Origin of the sequence: Xanthomonas sp. NCPPB 2866 (genome assembly GCF_041475745.2) — a bacterium.
Taxonomy (GTDB): domain Bacteria; phylum Pseudomonadota; class Gammaproteobacteria; order Xanthomonadales; family Xanthomonadaceae; genus Xanthomonas; species Xanthomonas arboricola.
On sequence record NZ_CM192975.1, the window covers coordinates 2,301,326 to 2,325,475 of the forward strand.

The 24,150-nt window shown below is 65.9% G+C and carries 21 protein-coding genes and 1 riboswitch; of the genes, 14 read left to right on the forward strand and 7 right to left on the reverse strand.

Translation table 11 applies throughout. The annotated features are described in order from the left end of the window. Positions 1-149: 149 nt before the first annotated feature. From infA to trxB, 4 genes are all read right to left on the reverse strand, one after another. Entirely contained in the window at positions 150-368 is a 219-nt protein-coding gene (gene infA / locus ACCQ04_RS09910) for a translation initiation factor IF-1 (protein ID WP_002813418.1), read from the reverse strand. Positions 369-448: 80 nt separating this feature from the next. After that, positions 449-1,198, reverse strand: a complete 750-nt coding sequence (gene aat / locus ACCQ04_RS09915; RefSeq protein ID WP_184612012.1) for a leucyl/phenylalanyl-tRNA--protein transferase — start codon at positions 1,196-1,198, stop codon at positions 449-451. 245 nt (positions 1,199-1,443) lie between these two features. Continuing rightward, a complete protein-coding gene (locus ACCQ04_RS09920; RefSeq protein WP_226427820.1) occupies positions 1,444-2,562 on the reverse strand; it encodes a GNAT family N-acetyltransferase in 1,119 nt (372 codons plus the stop codon). A 60-nt stretch (positions 2,563-2,622) separates the two neighbouring features. Next, entirely contained in the window at positions 2,623-3,591 is a 969-nt protein-coding gene (trxB, locus tag ACCQ04_RS09925; RefSeq protein WP_016901755.1) for a thioredoxin-disulfide reductase, read from the reverse strand. A gap of 100 nt (positions 3,592-3,691) precedes the next feature. On the opposite strand from trxB, the gene ACCQ04_RS09930 reads away from it, so the two are divergent. From ACCQ04_RS09930 to crcB, 6 genes are all read left to right on the forward strand, one after another. Beyond that, positions 3,692-3,847 (forward strand): hypothetical protein, encoded by a 156-nt coding sequence (locus ACCQ04_RS09930; RefSeq protein WP_226427821.1) that lies wholly within the window; start codon positions 3,692-3,694, stop codon positions 3,845-3,847. 27 nt (positions 3,848-3,874) lie between these two features. Next, complete coding sequence (locus ACCQ04_RS09935; RefSeq protein WP_065031398.1) at positions 3,875-6,232, forward strand: DNA translocase FtsK; 2,358 nt, start codon at positions 3,875-3,877, stop codon at positions 6,230-6,232. Between the two features lie 184 nt (positions 6,233-6,416). Continuing rightward, positions 6,417-8,342 carry a DUF3857 domain-containing transglutaminase family protein gene (locus tag ACCQ04_RS09940; RefSeq protein WP_226427822.1) on the forward strand — a complete coding sequence of 642 codons (1,926 nt, stop codon included), beginning with the start codon at positions 6,417-6,419 and terminating at the stop codon, positions 8,340-8,342. 107 nt (positions 8,343-8,449) lie between these two features. After that, positions 8,450-9,079 (forward strand): outer membrane lipoprotein periplasmic chaperone LolA, encoded by a 630-nt coding sequence (lolA, locus tag ACCQ04_RS09945; RefSeq protein WP_016901760.1) that lies wholly within the window; start codon positions 8,450-8,452, stop codon positions 9,077-9,079. A gap of 159 nt (positions 9,080-9,238) precedes the next feature. Beyond that, entirely contained in the window at positions 9,239-10,528 is a 1,290-nt protein-coding gene (locus tag ACCQ04_RS09950) for a replication-associated recombination protein A (protein ID WP_226427869.1), read from the forward strand. Positions 10,529-10,530: 2 nt separating this feature from the next. Next, positions 10,531-10,599, forward strand: a riboswitch (Fluoride riboswitch). A gap of 114 nt (positions 10,600-10,713) precedes the next feature. After that, a complete protein-coding gene (crcB, locus tag ACCQ04_RS09955; protein WP_065031396.1) occupies positions 10,714-11,115 on the forward strand; it encodes a fluoride efflux transporter CrcB in 402 nt (133 codons plus the stop codon). Positions 11,116-11,440: 325 nt separating this feature from the next. Here crcB and ACCQ04_RS09960 read toward each other — a convergent pair whose 3' ends face one another. From ACCQ04_RS09960 to ACCQ04_RS09970, 3 genes are all read right to left on the reverse strand, one after another. Then, positions 11,441-12,646 (reverse strand): acetyl-CoA C-acyltransferase, encoded by a 1,206-nt coding sequence (locus tag ACCQ04_RS09960; protein WP_102597082.1) that lies wholly within the window; start codon positions 12,644-12,646, stop codon positions 11,441-11,443. Between the two features lie 162 nt (positions 12,647-12,808). Beyond that, entirely contained in the window at positions 12,809-15,181 is a 2,373-nt protein-coding gene (locus ACCQ04_RS09965; protein WP_102581678.1) for a 3-hydroxyacyl-CoA dehydrogenase/enoyl-CoA hydratase family protein, read from the reverse strand. A gap of 25 nt (positions 15,182-15,206) precedes the next feature. Further along, positions 15,207-15,839 (reverse strand): TetR/AcrR family transcriptional regulator, encoded by a 633-nt coding sequence (locus ACCQ04_RS09970; RefSeq protein WP_024940119.1) that lies wholly within the window; start codon positions 15,837-15,839, stop codon positions 15,207-15,209. A gap of 217 nt (positions 15,840-16,056) precedes the next feature. Between ACCQ04_RS09970 and ndk the strand changes: the two genes are divergently transcribed. From ndk to ACCQ04_RS10010, 8 genes are all read left to right on the forward strand, one after another. Then, positions 16,057-16,482: a nucleoside-diphosphate kinase gene (ndk, locus tag ACCQ04_RS09975; RefSeq protein ID WP_024940120.1), complete on the forward strand. Its 426-nt coding sequence runs from the start codon at positions 16,057-16,059 to the stop codon at positions 16,480-16,482. 18 nt (positions 16,483-16,500) lie between these two features. Then, positions 16,501-17,706 (forward strand): dual-specificity RNA methyltransferase RlmN, encoded by a 1,206-nt coding sequence (gene rlmN / locus ACCQ04_RS09980; RefSeq protein ID WP_039527310.1) that lies wholly within the window; start codon positions 16,501-16,503, stop codon positions 17,704-17,706. 10 nt (positions 17,707-17,716) lie between these two features. Beyond that, positions 17,717-18,505 (forward strand): type IV pilus biogenesis/stability protein PilW, encoded by a 789-nt coding sequence (pilW, locus tag ACCQ04_RS09985; protein ID WP_226427824.1) that lies wholly within the window; start codon positions 17,717-17,719, stop codon positions 18,503-18,505. Beyond that, positions 18,502-19,362: a helix-turn-helix domain-containing protein gene (locus ACCQ04_RS09990; protein WP_226427825.1), complete on the forward strand. Its 861-nt coding sequence runs from the start codon at positions 18,502-18,504 to the stop codon at positions 19,360-19,362. Before pilW ends, ACCQ04_RS09990 begins: the two co-directional genes overlap by 4 nt. 70 nt (positions 19,363-19,432) lie before the next feature. After that, positions 19,433-20,071 carry a YfgM family protein gene (locus tag ACCQ04_RS09995; RefSeq protein WP_054590942.1) on the forward strand — a complete coding sequence of 213 codons (639 nt, stop codon included), beginning with the start codon at positions 19,433-19,435 and terminating at the stop codon, positions 20,069-20,071. Further along, a complete protein-coding gene (bamB, locus tag ACCQ04_RS10000) occupies positions 20,071-21,288 on the forward strand; it encodes an outer membrane protein assembly factor BamB (protein WP_065031390.1) in 1,218 nt (405 codons plus the stop codon). Before ACCQ04_RS09995 ends, bamB begins: the two co-directional genes overlap by 1 nt. A gap of 10 nt (positions 21,289-21,298) precedes the next feature. Next, positions 21,299-22,696, forward strand: coding sequence for a ribosome biogenesis GTPase Der (gene der, locus ACCQ04_RS10005; protein WP_016904421.1), 1,398 nt, complete (start codon positions 21,299-21,301; stop codon positions 22,694-22,696). A gap of 176 nt (positions 22,697-22,872) precedes the next feature. After that, positions 22,873-24,093 (forward strand): molybdopterin molybdotransferase MoeA, encoded by a 1,221-nt coding sequence (locus tag ACCQ04_RS10010; protein ID WP_179465873.1) that lies wholly within the window; start codon positions 22,873-22,875, stop codon positions 24,091-24,093. The last annotated feature ends 57 nt before the right edge of the window (positions 24,094-24,150 follow it).

A 24,150-nucleotide genomic window follows, 5' to 3' on the forward strand; every position in this document is an offset into this window, starting at 1 on the left:
GTAGCGATCGAGGCGCAAGCGCCGGAGGCAAGGCAAGCGAAGACAGAAGCAAGCCGACACTGCCGAATCACCGCTGCCAACCCGATACGCAAATCTCGGGCACGACAAAAAGCGGCCATTGGCCGCCTCGCGTCTCACACCAGAACCGCTTACTTCATGCGGTAGGTAATACGACCCTTGGTCAGGTCGTAGGGAGTCATCTCAACTTTGACCCGGTCGCCGGTCAGGATGCGGATGTAGTTCTTGCGCATGCGGCCGGAGATGTGGGCGATGATTTCATGCCCGTTTTCCAGCTTGACCCGGAACGTGGTGTTGGGGAGCGTCTCGCTGACGCTGCCTTCGAATTCAATGGAGTCGTCTTTCGACATGTAATCCTGTGCAATCACGGCTGGCCCGGAAGGGCCGTAAGGGACGGCATTTTACGCCCCATCTCCCCGCGGTGCAAATTTTATGTTAAGCGGACTTCAGCAAGCGCGCTGGCAGGCCGCTCGCCGTAGCGCTCGGACCAACTGCCGGGTGCCGCCGCCTGGCCGACCTGCAGCCGCACCTGCTGCAGGAACTCTGCACGTGTCAGGCGTTGCGCACCCAGGCGCATCAGGTGCGGATTCTCCACCTGCGCATCGAGCAACGGCCACCCGCGGGAGTGCAGGTGCGCGGCCAGTGCCGCCAGCGCCACCTTGGAGCCGCCGCTGTCGGCACTGAACATGCTCTCGCCGAAGAACATCCGGCCGACCGCCACGCCGTAGATGCCGCCGACCAGGCGCGTGCCATCGAATACCTCCAGCGAATGCGCGTGGCCCAGCCGATGCAGTTCGATGTAGGCCTGCTGCATCGGCGTGGTGATCCAGGTGCCATCCTGGCCGGCACGCGGAATCGACGCGCAGGCATCGATCACCTGCGCGAAGGCGGTATCGGCGCGCACGATCCAGGGGCTGCTGCGCAGCTGGCGACGGAAACGCGAGGACAGGCGCACGCCATCGGTGCGAAACACCGTGCGTGGGTCCGGGCTCCACCACAGAATCGGCTGGCCTTCCGAGAACCACGGAAACACGCCACTGGCATAGGCGTTGAGCAGGCGCTGCGGCGACAGATCGCCGCCGATGGCGAGCAGGCCGTCCGGCTCGCGCAACGCGGACTCGGCCGGAGGAAACGGGGCGGCCGGATCGGCCGCCAGCAGGTAGGGAAGGGCGCGGGACATGCGCGCAGTGTAGAGCGTGTCGTACATGCTGCACCCAGTGCGACGACCATCGCCGGCATGCGACGGTCAGCGGGTGTGGTCGACACGCGTTGCGGCATGCGTCCGCAAGCACCGCGATGCTGGGCGCGTAGTTCGCACTCGCCAGACGAATGTTCTCTGGGTGGATTGGCCGCCTTGCTCCGACGTCCCCAAGACGCCCGGCCGGCGATCAGCGGCGACTGCGCGCTACGTCGCCGCCGCGCGGCTCAGTCGCGAAACGGGCTGTGCTCGGACAGCTCGCGTGCATGCCGGGCCACCGCCTGGCGCTCGTCGGCACACCATTGCGCCAGCGGCTCGCGGAAGCCGGTGTCGGCGATCCAGTGGCGGCTGCGGACCAGGGTCGGCAGAAAGCCGCGCGCGATCTTGTGCTCGCCTTGCGCGCCGGGCTCGAAGCGGGCCAGGCCCTCGCGCAGACAGTATTCGATGCCCTGGTAGTAGCAGGTTTCAAAATGCAGCCCCGGAAGGGCTTCACCGCCCCAGTAACGCCCGTACAGCGTGTCGCGCCCGCGCAGACAGAGCGCGCCGGCGATCGGTTTCCCGTCCAGCTCGGCCAGAAACATTACCAGCTGGCGCGGCAGGTGCCGGGCCAGGTGATGCAGGAATTCCGGCGTCAGCGCGGGCGAGTTGCCGTATTCGTTGAAGGTCTTGAGATAGAAACCGTACATCGCTTCCAGGTCGGCGTCGCTGGCTTCATCGCCATGCACCACGCGCAACTGCACGCCGGCCCGCTGCACCTTGGCGCGCTCCTGGCGGATGTTCTTGCGCCGCTTGTGATCCATCGCCGCCAGGAAGCTTTCGAAATCGCTCCAGCCGCTGGCGTTGTGCCAGTGGTACTGCAGATCGTTGCGCTCCAGCCAGTCGGCGTCGAAGGCGGCATCTTCGTCGGCCGGGTGGAAGTTGACGTGCGCCGACGACAGCCCGCTGCGCTCCACCAGCGTGCGCATCGCCTCGAGCAACTGCGGGCGCCAGCGTGGTGCGCCCAGCAGGCGCGGTCCGGTCACCGGCGAGTAGGGCACCCCGCACAGCCACTTGGGGAAGTACTCCTGCCCGTAGCGCGCGTAGGCGTGCGCCCAGGCGTGGTCGAACACGAACTCGCCATGCGAGTTGTTCTTCAGGTATCCCGGTGCGGCGGCGACCAGCGTGTCGCCGTCCCATAGTGTCAGGTGCAGCGGGTTCCAGCCCCAGTCCGGGCGCAGGCAGCCCTCCTGCTCCAGGCCTTCCAGGAACGCGTAAGAAATGAATGGGTGCGCGCCGTCATGCAGCGTGTCCCAGGCACCGGCCGGAAGCTCGTCCAGCCGGCGGCACCAGCGGGCCGTGACGCTCATGCGCACGGTCCACTGGTTTCGGCGCTGCCCGCACGGCGCAGCCGGCGGTCAGCAGCCACCTCAGGCGCTCTTGTCGAGGTAGCGCTCGGCATCCAGCGCGGCCATGCAGCCGAAGCCGGCCGAAGTGATCGCCTGGCGGTAGTGCTGGTCGGCGACGTCGCCGGCGGCGAACACACCGGCCACCGAGGTCTCGGTCGCCGCGCCGTTGAGGCCGGAGCGGATTTCCAGGTAGCCGTTGTTCATCGCCAGCTGGCCGTCGAACAATTGCGTGTTGGGGTGATGGCCGATGGCAACGAAGAAGCCGTGCGCGACGATCTCGCGGGTGCTGCCGTCGAGGGTGGACTTGACCCGCACGCCGGTGACGCCGGCATCGTTGCCCAGCACTTCATCGATGGCGTGGTGCCAGACGGTTTCGATCTTGCCGGCGGCGACCTTGGCGAACAGCTTGTCCTGCATGATCTTTTCGGCGCGCAGCGTGTCGCGGCGATGCACCAGGTAGACCTTGCGGGCGATGTTTGACAGGTACAGCGCTTCTTCGACTGCGGTATTGCCGCCGCCGACCACCACCACGTCCTGGTCCTTGTAGAAGAAGCCGTCGCAGGTGGCGCAGGCGGACACGCCGCGGCCCTTGAAGGCTTCCTCGCTGGGGATGCCCAGGTACTTGGCGGTGGCGCCGGTGGAGATGATCAGTGCGTCGCAGGTGTATTCGGCACCGTCGCCGGTCAGACGGAACGGGCGCTGCGACAGGTCGGCGGTGTGGATGTGGTCGAAGATCACCTCGGTCTCGAAGCGCTCGGCATGCGCCTGCATGCGGCTCATCAGGTCCGGGCCCATCAGGCCGTGGGGGTCGCCCGGCCAGTTGTCGACTTCGGTGGTGGTCATCAGCTGGCCGCCTTGCTGCAGGCCGGTGATCACCACTGGCTTGAGGTTGGCGCGGGCGGCGTAGACCGCGGCGGTCCAGCCGGCCGGGCCGGAGCCCAGGATCAGCAGACGGGAATGCTTGGCGGGACTGGCAGAAGAGGCGCTCATGTATACTCGCGATCTAGGAGTTGGCAGGGCAGGCGGGTGAATTCGCGCCCCTGTGGCGGCATAGAGTGGCGGTCCCCACCCGGTGAATCAAGGCGGCGCGATGGAACTGCTTGAACCGCAGATGGCATGGTCCACCCAGTACGCGCAATCAACGCCGCCCCGTGCGGCGTTTTTTGTTGACCATCGCATGCCCGCGCAGGCGATGCGCATGCAACAGCTGAAACCGTGGCCTCAGTCGTTTATTATCAACCACTAACAGCATTTTTCTAAGGTCTGGCTACAGGTGGCAAAGCAGGTTCCCGAACGCAGCAAGCCCGCTGAGGGCAAGACGTCCTCGCGCAAGACAGCGGCGGCGGACAATCCGCGTCGGCAAAAGCTCTGGCGCGATCTGGCATTGATCGCGGTGGCGCCGCTGCTGCTGTATCTGCTGGCCAGCCTGTTCACCTATTCGAGCGCCGATCCGGGCTGGTCGCAGACGGGCAGCGTGGTCGCGCCGGTGCACAACATGGGCGGCCGCGTCGGCGCCTGGACGGCCGACGTGCTGCTGCAGTTGTTCGGTTATGTGGCCTTCCTGCTGCCGGTGGTACTGGGCGCGGTGGCCTGGATCGCCTTGTTCGGCATGGACAAGGAAGGGCAGGCCGAGGCCGATCTGGGGCCGGCATTGCGGCTGGTCGGCATGGTGGGTTTCCTGATCGCTTCGACCGGCTTCCTGCATCTGCGCCTGTTCAACGGCGACGTGGCCGCCGCCGGCGGGATCCTGGGGCGGTTGGTCAGCAATTCGCTGAGCGCCGGGTTCGGGGCCTTGGGTGCCAACCTGTTCGTGCTGGTGCTGCTGCTGGTGTCGATCACCCTGGCCACCGGCCTGTCGTGGTTTGCGGTGATGGAGCGCATCGGCACCTGGGTGCTGGCGCTGGGGCCGCTGATGCAGCGCAAGACCCACCAGGCCACCGAGTGGCAGCAGACCCGCGTGATGCGCGAAGAGCGCGAGGAAGTGCGCAAGGTCGATGCGGTCAAGCAGGCCAAGCGCGAGCCGGTCAAGATCGAGCCGCCGCCGGCACCGGTGGTGGAAAAGAGCGAGCGCGCTAAGCGCGATACCCAGATCCCGATGTTCCAGGGCGTGAGCACCGACGGCTCCGACCTGCCGCCGCTGGCCCTGCTGGACGACCCCAAGCCGCAGGCCAAGGGCTATTCGGAAGAGACGCTGGAGACGCTGTCGCGGCAGATCGAGTTCAAGCTCAAGGATTTCCGCATCGAGGCGCAGGTAGTCGGGGCCTATCCGGGCCCGGTGATCACCCGCTTCGAGATCGAGCCGGCACCGGGCATCAAGGTCAGCCAGATCAGCTCGCTGGACAAGGACATCGCGCGCGGGCTGTCGGTCAAGTCAGTGCGTGTGGTCGACGTGATCCCGGGCAAGTCGGTGATCGGCCTGGAGATCCCCAACGTCAGCCGCGAGATGATCTTCCTGTCCGAGCTGCTGCGCTCCAAGGAATACGACAAGTCGGCCAGTCCGCTGACCCTGGCCCTGGGCAAGGACATCGCCGGGCGCCCGACGGTGGCCGACCTGGCGCGCATGCCGCACTTGCTGGTGGCCGGCACAACCGGCTCGGGCAAGTCGGTGGCGGTCAACGCGATGGTGCTGAGCCTGCTGTTCAAGGCCTCGCACAAGGAACTGCGCATGCTGATGATCGACCCGAAGATGCTCGAATTGAGCGTCTATCAGGGCATCCCGCATCTGCTGGCGCCGGTGGTCACAGACATGAAGGAGGCCGCCAACGGCCTGCGTTGGTGCGTGGCCGAGATGGAGCGCCGCTACAAGCTGATGAGCGCAGTGGGCGTGCGCAACCTGGCCGGTTTCAACAAGAAGATCAAGGACGCCATCGACGCCGGCCAGCCGATGATGGACCCGTTGTTCAAGCCCAATCCCGAACTGGGCGAGGCGCCGCGGCCGCTGGAGACGCTGCCGTTCATCGTGATCTTCATCGACGAATTCGCCGACATGATGATGATCGTCGGCAAGAAGGTCGAAGAGTTGATTGCGCGCCTGGCGCAGAAGGCGCGTGCGGCCGGTATCCATCTGATCCTGGCCACGCAGCGGCCGTCGGTGGACGTGATCACCGGCCTGATCAAGGCCAATATCCCGACCCGCGTGGCGTTCCAGGTCAGCTCCAAGATCGACTCGCGCACCATCCTGGATCAGTCCGGCGCCGAAGCGCTGCTGGGCAATGGCGACATGCTGTATCTGCCGCCCGGCACTGCGCTGCCGGACCGCGTGCATGGTGCCTTCGTCAGCGACGAGGAAGTGCATCGGGTGGTCGAGCATCTCAAGGCCAGCGGGCCGGTGTCCTACGTCGAGGGCGTGCTGGACGAGGTTCAGACCATGGGCGATGGCACCGTGGTCGGTGCGACCGGTTTGCCGGAAAGCAGCGGCGGTGGCGGCGACGAGTCCGACCCCTTGTACGACGAAGCCTTGCGCATCGTCACCGAAACCCGGCGTGCCTCGATCTCCGGCGTGCAGCGGCGCTTGAAGATCGGCTACAACCGCGCCGCACGCCTGATCGAAGCGATGGAAGCGGCCGGCGTGGTCAGCCCGCCCGAGCACAATGGAGACCGCACCGTGCTGGCACCGCCGCCGCCCAAGTAATCGGCGGCCGGCAACGCGGCGCGTATCGGCCTGGTCGACGCCGCGTTCCGGGCTGATGCGGGGTGTGTGTGCGCATGCACATGCGCATGGATGCGGCAATGTTGGAGGCCGGTGCCTGACGCTGCGGCGCACACCGGCTACCCTGATGCCCGAGGGCCGCTCCGGCCCGCCGCGATCGAGACCCATGCTGCGTCGTTCCGTGTTGCTGCTCCTGCTGCTGATCTCACTGCCATTGCTGGCCCAGGCCCAGCAACAGGCTGCGCCTGCTGCCGCTGTGGTGCGCACGCAGGCCGACACCAACTACAGCTTCGTGCGCTATCGCGCCGATTACGAAGTGCGTGCCGATGCCAGCAGCGTGGAAACCGACGAATACGAGATCCTGCTCAAGACCAAGTCGGCGGTGGAACAGTTCAGCCAGGTGCGGCTGAGCTATAGCGAGAAGATGGAAACCCTGGAGGTGCTGCAGGCCTACACCGTCACCGCCGAAGGGCTGCGCCAGGACGTGGCGCCCGACAAGATCTACACCCAGGAAAGCTATTCCAGCGCAGCGGCGGCGATGTATGCCGACCGCAAGGTCAAGGTGGTGGTGTTCCCGAATCTGGCCCCGGGCGCGCGCATCGTCTATCGCGTGCGGCGTGCGCAGAACACCCCGTACTTCCCCGGCTATTTCAGCCTGTGGGAGACCTTCAGCGTGTTCGCGCAATACGACGATGCGGTGGTCACGCTGGTGGCGCCGAAGGCATTGCCGATGCATTTGTCGGTGCGCGGCTTGCAGGGCGGGACCAGGCCGGTGGTGCGTGGCGATCAGGCGCGCTGGGAGTGGCGCTATCAGCGCACCACGCCGATGAAGAACCAGAACTGGAGCGCGGCGACCTGGGAGTTCAGCCCCACCTTGATGGCCAGCACCTTCGACAGCTGGTCGCAGATGGGCCTGGCCTATCACGTCAAGGGTGGCCGCGCCGCCGCGGTGACGCCGGCGATCCAGTCGCTGGCCGACGAGGTGACCCGAGGCATCGACGCGCCGCGGGCGCAGGCCGCTGCGCTGTACGCGTGGGTGGCGCGCAATATCCGCTACGTGGCGGTATACCTGGGCAACGGCGGGCTGGAGCCCAACAGCGCCGACAGCATCCTGGCCAACCACTATGGCGACTGCAAGGACCACACCGTGATCCTGGAAGCCTTGCTGGCGGCCAAGGGCATCGCCAGCACACCGGTGCTGATCGGTGCCGAGGGCGGGCCGACGCTGCCGCCGATCCCGGTGCTCGGCCGCTTCAACCACGCCATCACCTATATCCCGGCGTTCGATCTGTATGTGGATTCGACCAACCCCTATGCGCGCTTCGGCCAGTTGCCGGCCGGCGACCTCGGGGCGCCGGTGGTGCATACGCTGGACGGCAAGGTCACGCATACCCCGCCCAACGACCGCAAGGTCAACCGCTATGTCGCGCGTACCGAGTACCGCTTTACTCCGCAGGGCGGGCTGCACGGCCTGACCACGCTCGACAGTGGGCAGACCGGCGAGGTGGGGCTGCGTGCGATGTTCGTGCAGCTCAATGCGCAGAACCGCAATCGCATCGAGGAGTCGATCATTGCGCAGTCCGGCTTCGACGGCACCGGCGATCTGTTGATCCAGGGCGACCCGCTGGATCTGGATGCGCCGTTCAACTATCGCTACTCCTTCCAGGCCGAGGATGCAGTGGATTTTTCGGTGGTCGGCGGCATGACGTTGCCCGACATGCCCGGTGCCGAATCCACCCGTGGCATCTATACGACCACCTCGGCCGACGACAACCTGACCCCGTTCTACTGCAACGACAGCGTGCGCGAAGAGACCTATGTGGTGAGCTTCCCGGCGACGGTGCCGATCATCGCGATTCCGCGCAGCAGCCGCTTTCGCAACGCTGCTGGCGAGTACGCGGTCGAGTGGACGCGCCAGGGCCAGACGGTGACGGCGGTGCATCGCCTGCAACGCGCGGCAGTACGTGGGCCGCAGGCGCTGTGTCAGCCGCAGGATTACCGCGCGTTTCGCGAGCTCTACCAGCAGGTGCGGCGCGGCTTTCGCGGGCAGATCGTGTATGGCGATCTGTCCAGGGTACAGACGGCGCAGTGAGATGAATCGACTGGCGGCGGCCGCGATCTGAACGCCTTGTGCGATAGCGCTCGCCCATTCATCCAGGAAGTATCAGAATTCCCGCATTCCCTTTCTGGAACACCGCGATGCATCGCCAGCTCCGTTATGCCGTTCTCGCCACCGCCTTGTTCGCCGGCACCGCGTTTGCCGGTGCGCGTCAGGAGCTGGACACGTTCACACGCGGCCTGAAAGGCCTGGACGGGCAGTTCAGCCAGCAGGTCTCCGATGCCAACGGCCGGGTCAAGGAACGCGCGAGCGGGCGGGTGGCATTGTCGGCGCCGCGCCAGTTCCGTTGGGAATACGCCAAGCCCTACAAGCAGCTGATCGTGGCCGACGGCAAGAAGGTGTGGGTGTTCGACCCGGACCTGGAGCAGGTGACCGTGCGTGCGCAGGGCAGCGAAGAACAGAACAGCCCACTGGTTGCATTGATCGACCCGGCGCGCCTGGACAAGCAATACGACGTCAGCGAAGAAGCGGCGCCGCGTGACGGACTGCAATGGCTGTCGCTGACGCCCAAGGTCGACACCGAAGCCAGTTTCCAGATGGCCTCGCTGGGGTTCGGCAAGGATGGCCTAGCCAGGATGGAAGTGGTGGATGCGGTCGGCCAGCGCACCGCGATCAGCTTCAGCGGTTGGAAGCGCAATCCGGCATTCGCGGCCGACACCTTCCGCTACACGCCGGGCAAGGGTGTGGACGTGGTCGGCGACGCGCAGTAGGCCGTTGCTTGCAGGAGTCGTGCAGCCAACGGCCGTGTTCGCAGAAGGTCGTTGGCTGACGCGATACAATGCCGCGTGGCACGAACCAAGCTCCCCATCACTCCCGAAGCCGATCTGCTCAGCGTAGACGGCGAGCACCTGCGCCCGCTGGCCGAGCGCATGCGTCCGCGCACCCTTGACGAGATGGTCGGGCAGAAGCGACTGCTCGCGCCCGACAGCGCATTGCGACGCGCGGTGGAATCCGGCCGTGTGCATTCGATGATCCTGTGGGGTCCGCCCGGTTGCGGCAAGACCACCCTGGCGCTGCTGCTGGCGCATTACGCCGACGCCGAGTTCAAGGCGATCTCGGCAGTGCTGTCGGGTTTGCCCGAGGTGCGCCAGGTGCTGGCCGAGGCTGCGCAGCGCTTCGCCGGCGGGCGCCGCACGGTGTTGTTCGTCGATGAGGTGCACCGTTTCAACAAGGCGCAGCAGGATGCGTTCCTGCCGCATATCGAGCGTGGCACGATCCTGTTCGTCGGTGCGACGACCGAAAATCCCTCGTTCGAACTGAATTCGGCATTGTTGTCGCGCTGCCGCGTGCACGTGCTGGAAGGCGTTTCGCCGCAGGACATCGTCGAGGCCTTGCAACGTGCGCTGCACGATCCGGAGCGCGGGCTGGGGCAGGAGAGCATCCAGGTCAGCGATGCCTCGCTGCTGGAGATTGCCAGCGCGGCCGACGGCGACGTGCGCCGTGCATTGACCCTGCTGGAGATCGCCGCGGAACTGGCAGGCGGCGAGGGCGGCCAGATCACTCCGCAGACGCTGCTGCAGGTGCTGGCCGACCGCACGCGTCGCTTCGACAAGAACGGCGAGCAGTTCTACGACCAGATTTCGGCGCTGCACAAATCGGTGCGCAGCTCCAACCCCGATGCCGCGCTGTACTGGCTCACGCGCATGCTCGACGGCGGCTGCGACCCGGCCTATCTGGCGCGGCGGCTGACCCGCATGGCGATCGAGGATATCGGCCTGGCCGATCCGCGCGCGCAGAGCATGGCGCTGGAAGCCTGGGACATCTACGAGCGTCTGGGCAGCCCGGAGGGCGAGCTGGCGTTCGCGCAACTGGTGCTGTATCTGGCCAGCACCGCCAAGTCCAATGCCGGCTATGCCGCCTTCAACCAGGCCAAGGCCGAGGTGCGCGCCACCGGCACGCAGGAGGTGCCGCTGCATCTGCGCAACGCGCCGACCAAGCTGATGAAGACGTTGGGCTACGGGCAGGACTATCAGTACGACCACGACGCCGAAGGCGGGATCGCGCTGGACCAGACCGGCTTTCCGGATGCGATGGGCGAGCGGGTCTATTACAACCCGGTGCCGCGCGGGCTGGAGATCAAGCTCAAGGAAAAGCTCGACCGCCTGCGCGCCGCGCGCGAACAGGCGCGGGCTGACAAGGGCGGCAAGCCCACGGCATAATCGGCCACACAGGAGATGGCATTCCTCCTTGAACCGCACGCACCCTGCGCGCTGATGATGCCTGCCCACCCCCGCCGGGGCGGCAGGTCTGTGCCCCGGCATCCTTTCTCGCTCAGAAAACCGGATGATGCCGACATGCACGACACCTTGTTGAACCCCCCTTCTGCCGCCTGTGGAGTGCGCGCATGAACGCACCGGTGTGGTGGCAGCAATTGCTGCTGGCGATGACCGGCGGTGCGCTGGGCTCCGGCCTGCGCTTTGCCATCGGTGCGTCGTTGCTGCAGCGCTTCGGTAACGGATTTCCGTGGGGCACGCTGACCGTGAATCTGCTCGGCTCGTTCGTCGCCGGCGTGCTGCTGGTCTGGCTGGATGCGCGCGGGCCGGCAAGCTGGCCGTTGCGGGCCTTGTTGATCGTCGGCGTGATCGGCGGGCTGACCACGTTCTCGTCGTTGATGATGGAATGCCTGGTATTCGCACGCACGGATCGGTCCGCGATGATCGGCGTGTATCTGGCCATCACGCTGGTGGCCGGACTGGCGCTGGTGTTCGCCGGTGCGCGTGCCGGTCAGTGGCTGGTGGCGCGTTAGGCGCAGCTTTGCCGTGTAATCGCGGCAGTGCAGCCAAGGCCGGGATGCGGCGACGTTGCGAGCGTAGATACACACCGACGATTGAATGGCTGGCATGGGTTGGCGCCGCCGGGCGACGGTCAACGTGCGATCAGGAGCCATGCTCGGACGCGACGCCTGGCCGCGTGCCTGTCGGGCGTGCCGACGGATGCATGGTTGTCGCTGGCATTCGCTGACGACCGTTTGCACTGGCGCATAAAAAAGGCGTGCTCGCGCACGCCCTGATTACTGACAGCCTGGTCGGCGTTGCGGGATCGGCCCGGCGGCCGATCCCGCAGTGCATGACTTACAGCGCTTCGATGATGCCCGCCGCGCCCATGCCGGTGCCGATGCACATGGTGACCATGCCGTATTTCTGCTGACGACGGCGCAGACCGTGCACCAGGGTGGCTGCACGGATCGCACCGGTGGCGCCCAGCGGGTGGCCCAGGGCGATGGCGCCGCCGAGCGGGTTGACCTTGGACGGATCCAGCTCACTGTCGCGGATCACCGCCAACGCCTGCGCGGCAAAGGCTTCGTTGAGCTCGATCCAGTCGAGTTGGTCCTTGGTCAGGCCGGCCTGCTTCAGCGCCTTGGGAATCGCCGCGATCGGGCCGATCCCCATCACCTCCGGACGCACGCCGGCCACCGAGAAGCTGACAAAGCGGGCCAGCGGGGTCAGCCCGTAATCCTTGATCGCCTGCTCGGAGGCCAGCAGCACCGCACCGGCGCCGTCGCTCATCTGCGAGGAGTTGCCGGCGGTGACGCTGCCGCCGAACTGGCCGTTGCGGAACACCGGGCGCAGCTTGGCCAGGCCTTCGAGCGAGCTGTCCGGACGCGGGCCTTCGTCGGTGTCGACCAGCCGCTTGCGCAGCGCGATGACATTGCCGGCCAGGTCGGGCTGGTGCGACAGGATTTCGTAGGGAGTGATCTCGTCGCGGAATTCGCCGGCGGCAATGGCGGCAATCGCCTTCTGGTGCGAAGCGAGCGCGAATGCATCCTGATCCTCGCGCGAGACCTTCCATTCCTCGGCCACTTTCTCGGCGGTGATGCCCATGCCGTAGGCGATCGCGACGTGGTCGTCGGCAAAGACGTTCGGCGACATGGCGACCTTGTTGCCCATCATCGGCACCATCGACATCGACTCGGTACCGCCGGCCAGCATCAGGTCGGCATTGCCCAGACGGATCTGGTCGGCGGCCATCGCCACGGCCTGGATGCCGGACGAACAGAAACGATTGATGGTCTGGCCGGCCACGCTGTTGGGCAGGCCGGCGAGCAGCACGCCGATGCGCGCCACGTTCATGCCTTGCTCGCCCTCGGGCATCGCGCAGCCGATGATGGCATCGTCGATCCGCGACAGATCGATGCCTGGCGCCTGCGCCACGACTGCACGCAACACGTGCGCCAGCATGTCGTCGGGACGGGTATTGCGGAACACGCCCTTCGGCGCCTTGCCGACCGGCGTACGGGTGGCGGCGACGATGTAGGCTTCTTGAATCTGTTTGCTCATGGCTATCTCCGATAGCCGGGATTGGGGAGTCGGGATTGGGGATTCGCAACTGCGGATCCTGATTCCTGAATGGTCCTGCCCGGCGGATGAATTTGGTGGAAGCGAGAATGTTGGAGGGCAGGGGAGCCGCTGTTACGAATCCCCAAACCCGAATCCCGAATCTCAGTTCCTCAACGGCTTACCCGTCTTGAGCATGTGCCCAATCCGCGCCTGGGTCTTTTCCTGCTGGGCCAGTTCGACGAAGTGCTTGCGCTCCAGCTTGAGCAGCCATTCTTCGTCGACCAGTGCGCCGCGATCGACTTCGCCGCCGCACATCACCGTGGCGATACGGGTGGCGATTTCATAGTCGTAGTCGCTGATGAAGCGGCCTTCCAGCATGTTGACCAGCAGCATCTTGAAGGTGGCGATGCCGACGTCGCCGGCGACCTGGATGCGGCGTGCCGGCAGCGGGGCGCGATAGCCGCCCTCGGCCAGTGCGCGCGCTTCGGCCTTGGCGATGTGCAGCGACTCGAAGCTGTTGAACACCACCTTGTCGGTGGCGCGCAGCAGGCCCAGCTCCTTGGCATTGACCGCCGAATTGGACACCTTGGCCATCGCGATGGTTTCGAAGGTCTTCTTCAGCTCGGCGAACACATCGCCGCCCGGACCTGCGGCCTGCGAGGCGCGCACGGCGATTTCCTTCAGGCCACCGCCGGCCGGCAGCAGGCCGACGCCAGCTTCGACCAGGCCGATGTAGCTTTCCAGCGAGGCCACCGTCTTGGCGCTGTGCATCTGGAACTCGCAGCCGCCGCCCAGCGCCAGCCCGCGCACGGCCGAAATCACCGGCACCTGCGCGTATTTGATGCGCTGGCTGGTGGCCTGGAAGTTGGCGACCAGCGCTTCGAATGCATCGACCTTGCCGGCCTGCAGCAGACCCAGCGCGCCGGCCAGATCGGCACCGGCGGAGAAGGGCTCCTTCTGCTGCCAGATCACCAGCCCGGCGAAGTCCTTCTCGGCGCGGCCGACGACCTCCTGCAGGCCATTGAGCACGTGATCGGAGACGGTGTTCATCTTGGTCTTGAAGCTGACCACGGCGATGTCGTCGCCGTCATGCCACATGCGTACGCCGTCGTTTTCGAACACCGTCTCGCCCGGCGAGAACTGTTCGCCCAGCAGCGGATCGGGGAAGCGCTGGCGCTTGTATACCGGCAGTGCCGAGCGCGGCAGCTTGGCGTCGCGCGCCGGGCTGTACGAGCCTTCGGCCGCATGCACGCCATCGCGGCCGTCGAACACCCAGTTCGGCAACGGCGCGCTGCTCATGCTCTTGCCGTTGGAGATATCTTCGGCAATCCACTGCGCCACCTGCTTCCAGCCGGCGGCCTGCCAGGTCTCGAACGGGCCGAGCGACCAGCCGTAGCCCCAGCGGATCGCCAGATCCACGTCGCGCGCGGTCTCGGCGATGTCGGCCAGGTGGTAGGCGCTGTAGTGGAACAGGTCGCGGAACGTGGCCCACAGGAACTGCGCCTGCGGGTGCTGGCTTTCGCGCAGCTTGGCGAACTTCTCGGCCGGGTTCTTGATCTTGAGGATCTCGACCACTTCCGGCGCCGCGCTGCGATCGGCGGTTCTGTAATCCTGCTTCTCCAGGTCCAGCACCACGATGTCCTTGCCGACCTTGCGGAAGATACCGGCACCGACCTTCTGGCCGAGCGCGCCCTTGCCGATCAGCGCCTCCAGCCACTTGGGCGACTTGAAGTACTGGTGCCACGGATCGTCGGGCAGGGTGTCGCCCATGGTCTTGATCACGTGCGCCATGGTGTCCAGGCCGACCACGTCCGAGGTGCGATAGGTCGCCGACTTGGGGCGCCCGACCAGCGGGCCGGTCAGCGCATCGACTTCGTCGAAGCCCAGCCCGAACTCGGCGGTGTGGTGGATGGTGGACAGGATCGAGAACACGCCGATGCGGTTGCCGATGAAGTTCGGGGTGTCCTTCGCATACACCACGCCCTTGCCCAGCGTGGTGACCAGGAAGCTCTCCAGGCCTTCCAGCACGGCCTTGTCGGTGCCCTTGGCGGGAATCAGTTCGGCCAGGTGCATGTAGCGCGGCGGATTGAAGAAATGCACGCCGCAGAAGCGGTGGCGCAACTGCTCGGGCAGCACGTCGGAGAGCTTGTTGATGCCCAGGCCCGAGGTATTGGAGGCCAGCACGGCGTGATCGGCCACGAACGGGGCGATCTTCTTGTACAGGTCCTGCTTCCAGTCCATGCGCTCGGCGATCGCTTCGATGATCAGGTCGCAATCGCGCAGCTGCTCCAGGCCGCTTTCATAGTTGGCCGGCGTGATCGCCTCGGCCAGGGCCTTGCTGGCGAGCGGGGCAGGGCTGAGCTTGCCGAGGTTGGCGATGGCCTTGAGCACGATGCCGTCGGCAGGACCTTCCTTGGCAGGCAGGTCGAACAGCACGGTGTCGACACCGGCATTGGTGAGGTGCGCGGCGATCTGCGCGCCCATGACGCCGGCACCGAGCACGGCAGCACGACGGACTAGCAACGGATTGGACATAGCGATGAGCCTTTGGTGTGAGCGACTACGGTGTGGAATGGGTACGGAAACCAGGTTCCGCAAAACGAATCAGTTCGCGCGCGGCGCGCGCGCGGTGGTCGGCCTCGCTGACCCCGGCCGGGCGCTTGATCAGTCCGAAATCGGCCATCGCATAGGTGAGCGCACCGGCCAGGAAATCCAGGCGCCAGTACAGCTCTTCCTTGCTCAGGCCCGGCACGCAGGCAGCGATGGCCTTGCCGAACTCGCGCAGCACATGTCCGTAGTGGTCGGACAGGAACTTGCGCAGGTTGTCGTTCTTTTCAGCATAGGCGCGCGCAATTACCCGCACGAACGCGCCGCCGCTCTGGCGGTCCTGCGCCATCGCCAGGGCCGGCTCGACGAAGGCCGCCAGCACCGCGGTGAGCTCGCCCGGCTGTGACTTCCTGGCCGCCTCCAGTTGCTGCAGGCGCGCGGCAGTCATCTCGTCCATGCGGCGACGGAACACCTCGTTGACCAGGTTTTCCTTGGACCCGAAGTGGTAATTGACCGCCGCGATATTGACGTCGGCCTGGGTGGTCAGCTGGCGCAGCGAGGTTCCGGCGAAGCCATGCTGGGCGAACAGCTCCTCGGCCGCGCCGAGGATGCGGTCCTTGGTGGAGAAGTGGGCGGGCTTGGGCATGCGCGGGGCGGAACTCAATCAAACGATTGTTTGAGTCTACGGGCTGGACGCTGTGGCGGTCATGCGGCAGCGCAGCACGATTCAGGGGGCGGTGTGCAAATGCAGCGACGAAGGGATAGAATTGACCATCGCAAAGAAGCCTAAGCCCGCGTTTTGACGCGGGTTTTTTTCATGATAACCTCGGGCCTTCAGTGGCCCGCCCAACGGAGATCCTCCCATGGCGCTGGAGCGCACCCTGTCCATCATCAAGCCCGACGCCGTTGCCAAGAACGTCATCGGCGAAATCTACAGCCGTTTCGAGAAGGCCGGCCTGAAGATCGTGGCGTCCAAGTACAAGCAGCTGTCGCGTCGCGAAGCCGAAGGCTTCTATGCCGTGCACCGCGAGCGTCCGTTCTTCAACGCGCTGGTCGAGTTCATGATCTCCGGCCCGGTGATGATCCAGGCGCTGGAAGGCGAGAACGCCGTTGCCGCACACCGTGACCTGCTGGGCGCGACCAATCCCAAGGACGCTGCGCCGGGCACCATCCGCGCCGACTTCGCCGACTCGATCGATGCAAATGCCGCCCACGGCTCGGATTCGGTCGAGAACGCTGCCAACGAAGTCGCGTATTTCTTTGCCGCCACCGAAGTGGTCTCGCGCTGAGGCCGAGAGAGTCGAATCGTGAATGAGGTCGTGATCCCCTCCGTGCTGCAGGACGTTCCCGTCCGTACCCCGGAACTGCGCAAGCAGAACCTGCTCGACCTCGACCGCGAGGGACTGGAGCGCTTCTTCGCCGACACGCTCGGCGAAGCGCGCTACCGTGCCCATCAGGTGATGAAGTGGATCCACCATCGCTACGTCACCGATTTCGATCAGATGACGGACCTCGGCAAGGCGCTGCGTGCAAAGTTGCACCAGCACGCCGAGGTCCTCGTCCCGAATGTCGTGTTCGACAAGCCGTCCACCGACGGGACCCACAAGTGGCTGCTGGCCATGGGTACCGACGGCAAGAACGCGATCGAAACCGTCTACATCCCCGACAAGGGCCGCGGCACGCTGTGTGTGTCGTCCCAGGTCGGCTGCGGTCTGAACTGCACCTTCTGTTCGACTGCCACCCAGGGCTTCAACCGTAACCTCACCACCGCCGAGATCGTCGGGCAGGTGTGGGTGGCGGCGCGCCATCTGGGCAACGTGCCGCACCAGCAGCGCCGCCTCACCAATGTGGTGATGATGGGCATGGGCGAGCCGCTGATGAATTTCGACAACGTCGTTCGCGCCATGAGCGTGATGCGCGACGACCTGGGCTACGGCCTGGCCAGCAAGCGGGTGACGCTGTCGACCTCCGGCCTGGTGCCGATGATCGACCGGCTCTCGACCGAAAGCGATGTCTCGCTGGCGGTCTCGCTGCATGCGGCCAACGACACGCTGCGCGAAAGCCTGGTGCCGTTAAACAAGAAATACCCGATCGCCGAGCTGATGGAATCCTGCGCGCGCTATCTGCGCGGCAACAAGAAGCGCGATTCGGTCACCTTCGAATACACCTTGATGAAAGGCATCAACGACCAGCCCGAGCATGCGCGCCAGCTGGCCAGGTTGATGCGTCAGTTCGACAATGCGGTGCAGTCCAAGGACGCCGGCAAGGTCAACCTGATTCCGTTCAATCCATTCCCGGGCACGCGTTACGAGCGCTCGGGCGAGACCGAGATCCGCGCGTTTCAGAAGATCCTGCTCGACGCACAAGTGCTGACGATGGTCCGGCGGACCCGTGGCGACGATATCGACGCCGCCTGCGGGCAGCTCAAGGGGCAGGTTATGGACCGCACCCGTCGTCAGGCGGATTTCCTGCGCACCCTGGAAGGGCAGGCCGGTCGAGATGCGGCAGCGTGATCTAGCAGCCATGGCGGCTGTGGCGATCGCACTGTGCGCGGTCGGCTGCGGTGGTCGCAATGCCAAGGCCGGCTCGGTCCAGACGGTCGAGGAGGTCGCGCAGGTGCATTCGTTCCGCGACAGCACCGCGACAAAGAATCGTCTGGCGGTGCAGGAGAAGCTGGGCCTGGCCAATAATCGGCTGCAGACAGGCGACTACGTCGCTGCCGAAGAGCAGGTCCGTGCAGCCTTGAAGAAAGATCCCCAGTCGGTGGATGCCATTGGTCTGCTGGCGCTGATTCAAGGCGCCAAGGGCGATGTTGCCGGCTCCGGTGCGTCATACCGCCGGGCCGCGGAGCTTGCGCCGCAGCGCGGCGATGTCCTGAACAATTACGGCGCGTGGTTGTGCGCGAACGGCTCGCCGGCCGAATCGCTGATCTGGTTCGATCGCGCCCTGACCGACAGAAACTACGCATCGCCAGCCTCCGCGTTGGGCAATGCAGGTGGCTGCGCACTCAAGGCCGGGCAGCCGCAGCGGGCGGTCGGCGACTTGCGCAAGGCGCTGGAACTGGATCCGCGGAATCCATACGCACTCGAGTCGATGGCGCGCTCCGAAGCGACCAATCGCAATTATTTCGAAGCGCGTGCGTTTATTGAACGACGGCTTGCGGCTGCACCGGCAACCGCTTCCGTGTTACAACTCGCCATTCAGATTGAGCAAGGGCTAGGCGACAAGGTAGCTGCCAGCCGTTATCAACAGCGGTTGGTCAAGGAATTTCCTGACGCAGCGACCGCTAACCCCGGGGCCAATGCATTGTGATCAGTGATTCCAATCCGAACCCTTTCGAGCAGGAAAAGGGCTGCGGACAGCATTTGCGCGACGCGCGCGAAGCGGCAGGTCTGAGCGTGGACGAAGTCGCCGGCAAGCTGCGCATGCCGGCGCACGTGGTGCGCTCGCTGGAGCAGGAAGACTGGCAACGCCTGGGTGCGCCGGTCTTCGTGCGCGGTCAGTTGCGCAGCTATGCGCGCTTGCTGCATGTGGACCTGGAGCCGCTGCTGCAGCAAGCGGCGATTGCGCCGATCGAGCCGGTCAAGCTGGTCAGCCACACGCATACGCCGCGGGCGCGGCGCATCCTGGAAAGCACGGCGCGCAAGGCGATGTATGTGGTGATCACCGGCGTGTTCGCGGTGCCGGTGTGGTACGCGACCCGTTCGCATCTGGATGGCAAGGCGCCCAGCACGGTATCGCTGGACAGCATGCCGGAAGCGCCCGGGACCGGCACCCCGGCCAACGCTGCCACGCAGCCGGCCAGCGCGCCGCGCGAGCAGCCGGCGCCGTACATCGCGTCGATGACGCCGGTGCCACGGGCCACGCCCGAGGTCGAGACCCTTGCAGTGTCGGCCGCCAGTGGCGGCAGTTTGTCGTTGAGTTTCAGCGGCGACAGCTGGGTGCAGATTCTGGCACCGGATGGCAGCGCGGTCGAAAAGGCACTGGTGCGTGCCGGCGAGCGTCGCAGTTATTCGCCAGGGCAGGTGGGTCGCATCGTGCTGGGTAATGCGTCGGCGGTAGAGGTTCAGCAAGGCGGCAGTATCGTCGATGTGAAACCGTTCCAGCGCGCTAACGTGGCCCGTTTTGCGGTATCCTCCGACGGCTCCGTGGTACCTGCTTCCGAGTGAAGCGGACTGCGGTTTTTCATTTTTCCCTATTGATGTTCCGCGCCTCCGGGATGACGGAGCGAGAGTACGCATGGCGATCGACGATCTGCTGGACGAACACGAACAAGGCGAACGCGTTCGTTCCTGGTTGAGAAAGAATGGCGCAGGGCTGGTAGGCGGCATCGTGGTGGGCCTGGCCCTGATCCTGGGCTGGCAGTGGTGGCAGAAGCACACCGCCACCCAATCGGTGGAAGCCAATACCCGTTACGAAGCGGTGGTCAAGTCCATCCAGGGCAAGGACCTGGACAAGGCGGCCAAGGACATCGTGGCGCTCGATGACGGCAAGGGCGGTGTCTACGCCGAACTGGCTGCATTGCGTCTGGCAAAGGCCCAGGTGGATGCCGGCAAGCATGCCGAAGCGATCAAGACCCTGCGCGACGTGCCGGCCGAAGGCGAGCTCAAGCAGATCGTGCAGCAGCGCCTGGCGCGTGTGTTGACCGAAAGCGGCAAGCCGGACGAAGCGATCAAGCTGCTGGCCGATGCGCAGGACCACACCAGCCTGGAGATCCGCGCCGATGCGCTGGTCGTGCAGGGCAAGCCGGACGAAGCGCGTGCGCTCTACGCCAAGGCCCTGACCACGGTGGACGTGGCCTCGCCGCAGCGCCGTTTGCTGGAAACCAAGCTGATGGATGTGGGCGGCAAGGTGCCCGATCCGGCGGAGCCGATTTGATGAAGCAGGTTGATATGTACAAGCGCATTGCAATGATCGCCCTGATGGGCGTGTCGCTGGCTGGTTGCAGCACCGTCAAGGGCTGGTTTGCCGGGAAGGACGCTGCTGCCAAGAAGGCGCAGGAACCTGCCGAGCTGGTCAAGTTCGAGCCGTCGGTCAAGGTCGACAAGATCTGGTCCACCGGCGTGGGCAAGGGCGAAGGCCATATCGGCGTGCGCCAGCGTCCGGCGGTGGCCGATGGCAAGGTGTACGCCGCGGCGATTACCGGCGGCGTGCAGGCGCTGGACCTGCAGACCGGCAAGCGCGTGTGGGAATACAAGCCCAAGAAAGAAGAGCGTAACGATCGCAAGTTCAAGCAGCGCCTGTCCGGTGGCCCCGGCGTCGGCGAAGGCCTGGTGGTGATCGGCACCCTGTCTGGCGACGTGATTGCCTTGAACCAGGCTGATGGCACCGAAAAATGGCGTGCCAAGGTGCCGAACGAAGTCATCGCCGCACCGGCGATTGCACAGAACCTGGTGTTGGTGCGCAGCAACGATGGTCGCGTCAGCGCCTTCGACGCGGCCACCGGCGAGCGTCGCTGGTTCCATGCCGAAGAAGGCCCGACCCTGTCGGTGCGCGGCAATGCGCCGATCGTGACCGGCCCGGGCGTGCTGTTCGTCGGCAACGACAGCGGCACCTTGAGCGCCCTGGCGCTGCAGGACGGCCGCCCGTTGTGGGAACAGGCGATCGGCGTGCCGGAAGGCCGCACCGAGCTGGAGCGCATGGCCGATGTGGACGGCGCCCCGGTGCTCGATGGCACCACGCTGTATGCGACCAGCTTCAAGAACGAAACCCTCGCACTGGAAGGCCCGAGCGGCCGTCCGCTGTGGACGCGCGATCACGGCGGCGCCGGTGGCGTTGGCGTGTCGTCGGCAGTGGTGGTGGTCTCCGACAACGCCGGCTCGGTGTGGGGCCTGGACAAGAGCAGCGGGGCGGCGATGTGGTCGCAGGCCGCGCTGGCGCGTCGCTCCCTGACCGGTGTGGCCATCCAGGGCGATTACGCCGTGGTCGGCGATTACAAGGGCTATCTGCACTGGCTGAAACTCAGCGACGGTGCACTGGCCGCGCGCGCTCGCGCTGGACGCGACACGCTGCTGGCGCAGCCGATCGTCGTGGACGGCATTCTGTTGGTACAAAACACCGATGGCGATGTCACCGCCTTCCGGTTGGCACAATAAGGACTTCGCGATGCTGCCCCTGGTCGCCCTGGTCGGACGGCCCAATGTCGGCAAGTCCACCATCTTCAATGCGCTGACGCGCACCCGTGACGCGCTGGTCCACGACCAGCCCGGCGTCACCCGCGACCGTAACTACGGGGTCTGTCGTCTCGACGAGGAACGCCCGTTCATCGTCGTCGATACCGGCGGTATTGCCGGTGACGAGGAAGGCCTAGCCGGCGCCACCGCGCGGCAGGCCCGCGCCGCTGCCGGCGAGGCCGATCTGGTGCTGTTCGTGGTCGACGGCCGCGAAGGCGCCTCCTCGCTGGACGACGAGATCCTGGCCTGGCTGCGCAAGCTGGCGCGGCCGACCGTGCTGGTCATCAACAAGATCGACGGCACCGATGAGGAAACCGTGCGCTCGGAATTCGCGCGCTACGGGTTCTCCGATGTGGTGGCGTTGTCTGCCGCACATCGGCAGGGCATCGACGAACTGCTTGAGGAAGTCGGCGCACGTCTGCCCGAGGAAGGTGCCGGCGAGCTGCTGGATACCGACCCGGCGCGTGTGCGCATCGCCTTCGTCGGCCGCCCGAACGTGGGCAAGTCGACGCTGGTCAATCGCCTGCTCGGCGAAGAACGCATGATTGCCTCCGAAGTGCCGGGTACCACGCGCGATTCGATCGCCGTGGACATGGACCGTGACGGGCGCCAGTACCGCTTGATCGATACGGCCGGCCTGCGTCGCCGCGGCAAGGTCGAGGAGGCGGTGGAGAAGTTCAGCGCGTTCAAGACGCTGCAGGCGATCGAGCAATGCCAGGTTGCGGTGCTGATGCTCGATGCCGGCGAAGGCGTCACCGACCAGGACGCGACCATTCTGGGCGCCATCCTGGACGCTGGCCGCGCCCTGGTGGTGGCGATCAACAAGTGGGACGGGCAGAGCGACTACCAGCGTGCGCAGGCCGAAGACCTGCTGTCGCGCAAGCTGGGCTTTGTCAGCTGGGCCGAGGCGGTGCGGATTTCCGCGCTGCACGGCTCGGGCATGCGCGAGTTGTTCCAGGCGATTCACCGTGCACACGCGTCGGCCACGCACGAGTTCAGCACCAGCGAAGTCAACCAGGCGCTGGAAATCGCCTACGAGACCAATCCGCCGCCGAGCATCCGTGGTCACGTCTCCAAGCTGCGTTACGTGCATCCGGGTGGCGCCAATCCGCCCACCTTCATCGTGCACGGCACGCGCCTGAAGGTGCTGCCGGAGTCGTACAAGCGCTATCTGGAAAACTTCTTCCGCAAGCGCTTCAAGCTGGTCGGCACGCCGGTACGTTTCATCTTCCGCGAAGGTGCCAATCCGTACGAGGGCAAGAAGAACACGCTCACCGAACGGCAGGTGGCGCGCAAAAGGCGGTTGATGAAGCACGTCAAGGGCAAGTAAGCAGGGAACGGCCCGTGCCTGGCCAATGATCATCAGATGGAGTGGCCGCAGCGCCTGCAACTGCCGTGGTCCAGTGCCGCGAGCTACGCCAGGAAGGTGCAGTGATTCCTTCTGGCATCTGCACTGGCAGTGCCTGGCGTTCTGAGTCGTCGTGGTGCGCTGGTATCCTGCGTGCCATGACCGACTATCCCTCCCGCATTCCCTATGCACAGGCGCTGCAGATCCTGCAGGCCGTCGCCGCCAACAGCCGTCCGCCCGACGAGAACATCGCCACCTCGCGTGCCGACGGGCGGATCAGCGCTGCCGATCTGATCGCACCGATCGCGTTGCCGCCCTTCGCCAACAGCGCAATGGACGGCTTCGCGTTGCGGCATGCCGATGTCGCTGGCGGCGATGCGTCATTGCAACTGGTCGGCGAGCAATTCGCTGGCGAGCGCTGGAGCGGCACGCTGAGCGCCGGCCAATGCCTGCGCATCACCACCGGTGCGCCGCTGCCCGATGGCGCCGATACGGTGATCCCGAAAGAGGATGCGCAGGAACGCGATGGCGTAATGCGTTTCCATAGCATGCCTGCGCCGGGTGCGGCGGTGCGTCTGGCCGGCAGTGACGTGCGCGCGGGCGATCTGGTGGTGCAGAGCGGCCAGGTGTTGACGCCTGCTCGGATCGGACTGGCGGCTGCGCTCGGCCTGTCGCGGCTTGCGGTGGCGCCGCGGCCGACCATCGCGGTGCTGGCCACCGGCGATGAACTGGTGGAGCCGGGCATGCCGCTGGGGCCGGGACAGATCTACAACAGCAACCGCGACATGCTGATGGCGCAGCTGCGGGCACTGGGCTACGCGCCGACCGCATGGCCGACCCTGCCGGACGATCCGCAACGCATCCGTACCATGCTGGAAGACGCGGCTGCGGCGTTCGATGTGGTGATCACCTGCGGCGGCGTCTCGGCGGGGGAAAAGGATTATCTGCCGCAGCTGATCGGCGAACTGGGCCGCATCCACTTCTGGCGCGTGCGCATGCGCCCGGGTATGCCGGCGGTGCTGGGCCAGATCGGCCGCTGCCTGGTGCTGGGTCTGCCGGGCAATCCGGTCTCGGTGCTGGCGACGCTGATCGCCTACGGCGTGCCGCTGCTGGATGGCCTGCAGGGACGTAGCGAGCCGCGCCCGCTGTGGCATGCGGCCCTGGCCAGTCCGTGGGAAAAACGCCACGAGCGCCTGGAGTTCCTGCGCGGGCGGCTGGAGTGCGGCGAAGACGGGCGTCTGACGGCGTTGCCGCATCGGGGCGATGCATCGCACCTGCTGCGTGGCGCGGCCGACAGCAATGCCTTGATCGTGTTGCCCGAGCAGGCACGGCGTTTCGAGGCGGGCGAGAGCGTGCGGGTGATTCCTTACGCGCTTTGAGCGTTTGGTACAGCACGCGCGACAAACAGCAGGGGCCGCGCTCGCCGTCAGGCGGGC

Excerpts from the sequence above, each read along its gene's own strand:
- infA (WP_002813418.1), bottom strand. The coding sequence starts at position 368 with ATGTCGAAAGACGACTCCATTGAATTCGAAGGCAGCGTCAGCGAGACG.
- aat (WP_184612012.1), bottom strand. The coding sequence starts at position 1,198 with ATGTCCCGCGCCCTTCCCTACCTGCTGGCGGCCGATCCGGCCGCCCCG.
- ACCQ04_RS09920 (WP_226427820.1), bottom strand. The coding sequence starts at position 2,562 with ATGAGCGTCACGGCCCGCTGGTGCCGCCGGCTGGACGAGCTTCCGGCC.
- trxB (WP_016901755.1), bottom strand. The coding sequence starts at position 3,591 with ATGAGCGCCTCTTCTGCCAGTCCCGCCAAGCATTCCCGTCTGCTGATC.
- ACCQ04_RS09930 (WP_226427821.1), top strand. The coding sequence starts at position 3,692 with ATGGAACTGCTTGAACCGCAGATGGCATGGTCCACCCAGTACGCGCAA.
- ACCQ04_RS09940 (WP_226427822.1), top strand. The coding sequence starts at position 6,417 with ATGCTGCGTCGTTCCGTGTTGCTGCTCCTGCTGCTGATCTCACTGCCA.
- lolA (WP_016901760.1), top strand. The coding sequence starts at position 8,450 with ATGCATCGCCAGCTCCGTTATGCCGTTCTCGCCACCGCCTTGTTCGCC.
- ACCQ04_RS09950 (WP_226427869.1), top strand. The coding sequence starts at position 9,239 with ATGCGTCCGCGCACCCTTGACGAGATGGTCGGGCAGAAGCGACTGCTC.
- crcB (WP_065031396.1), top strand. The coding sequence starts at position 10,714 with ATGAACGCACCGGTGTGGTGGCAGCAATTGCTGCTGGCGATGACCGGC.
- ACCQ04_RS09960 (WP_102597082.1), bottom strand. The coding sequence starts at position 12,646 with ATGAGCAAACAGATTCAAGAAGCCTACATCGTCGCCGCCACCCGTACG.
- ACCQ04_RS09965 (WP_102581678.1), bottom strand. The coding sequence starts at position 15,181 with ATGTCCAATCCGTTGCTAGTCCGTCGTGCTGCCGTGCTCGGTGCCGGC.
- ACCQ04_RS09970 (WP_024940119.1), bottom strand. The coding sequence starts at position 15,839 with ATGCCCAAGCCCGCCCACTTCTCCACCAAGGACCGCATCCTCGGCGCG.
- ndk (WP_024940120.1), top strand. The coding sequence starts at position 16,057 with ATGGCGCTGGAGCGCACCCTGTCCATCATCAAGCCCGACGCCGTTGCC.
- pilW (WP_226427824.1), top strand. The coding sequence starts at position 17,717 with ATGGCGGCTGTGGCGATCGCACTGTGCGCGGTCGGCTGCGGTGGTCGC.
- ACCQ04_RS09995 (WP_054590942.1), top strand. The coding sequence starts at position 19,433 with ATGGCGATCGACGATCTGCTGGACGAACACGAACAAGGCGAACGCGTT.
- bamB (WP_065031390.1), top strand. The coding sequence starts at position 20,071 with ATGAAGCAGGTTGATATGTACAAGCGCATTGCAATGATCGCCCTGATG.
- der (WP_016904421.1), top strand. The coding sequence starts at position 21,299 with ATGCTGCCCCTGGTCGCCCTGGTCGGACGGCCCAATGTCGGCAAGTCC.
- ACCQ04_RS10010 (WP_179465873.1), top strand. The coding sequence starts at position 22,873 with ATGACCGACTATCCCTCCCGCATTCCCTATGCACAGGCGCTGCAGATC.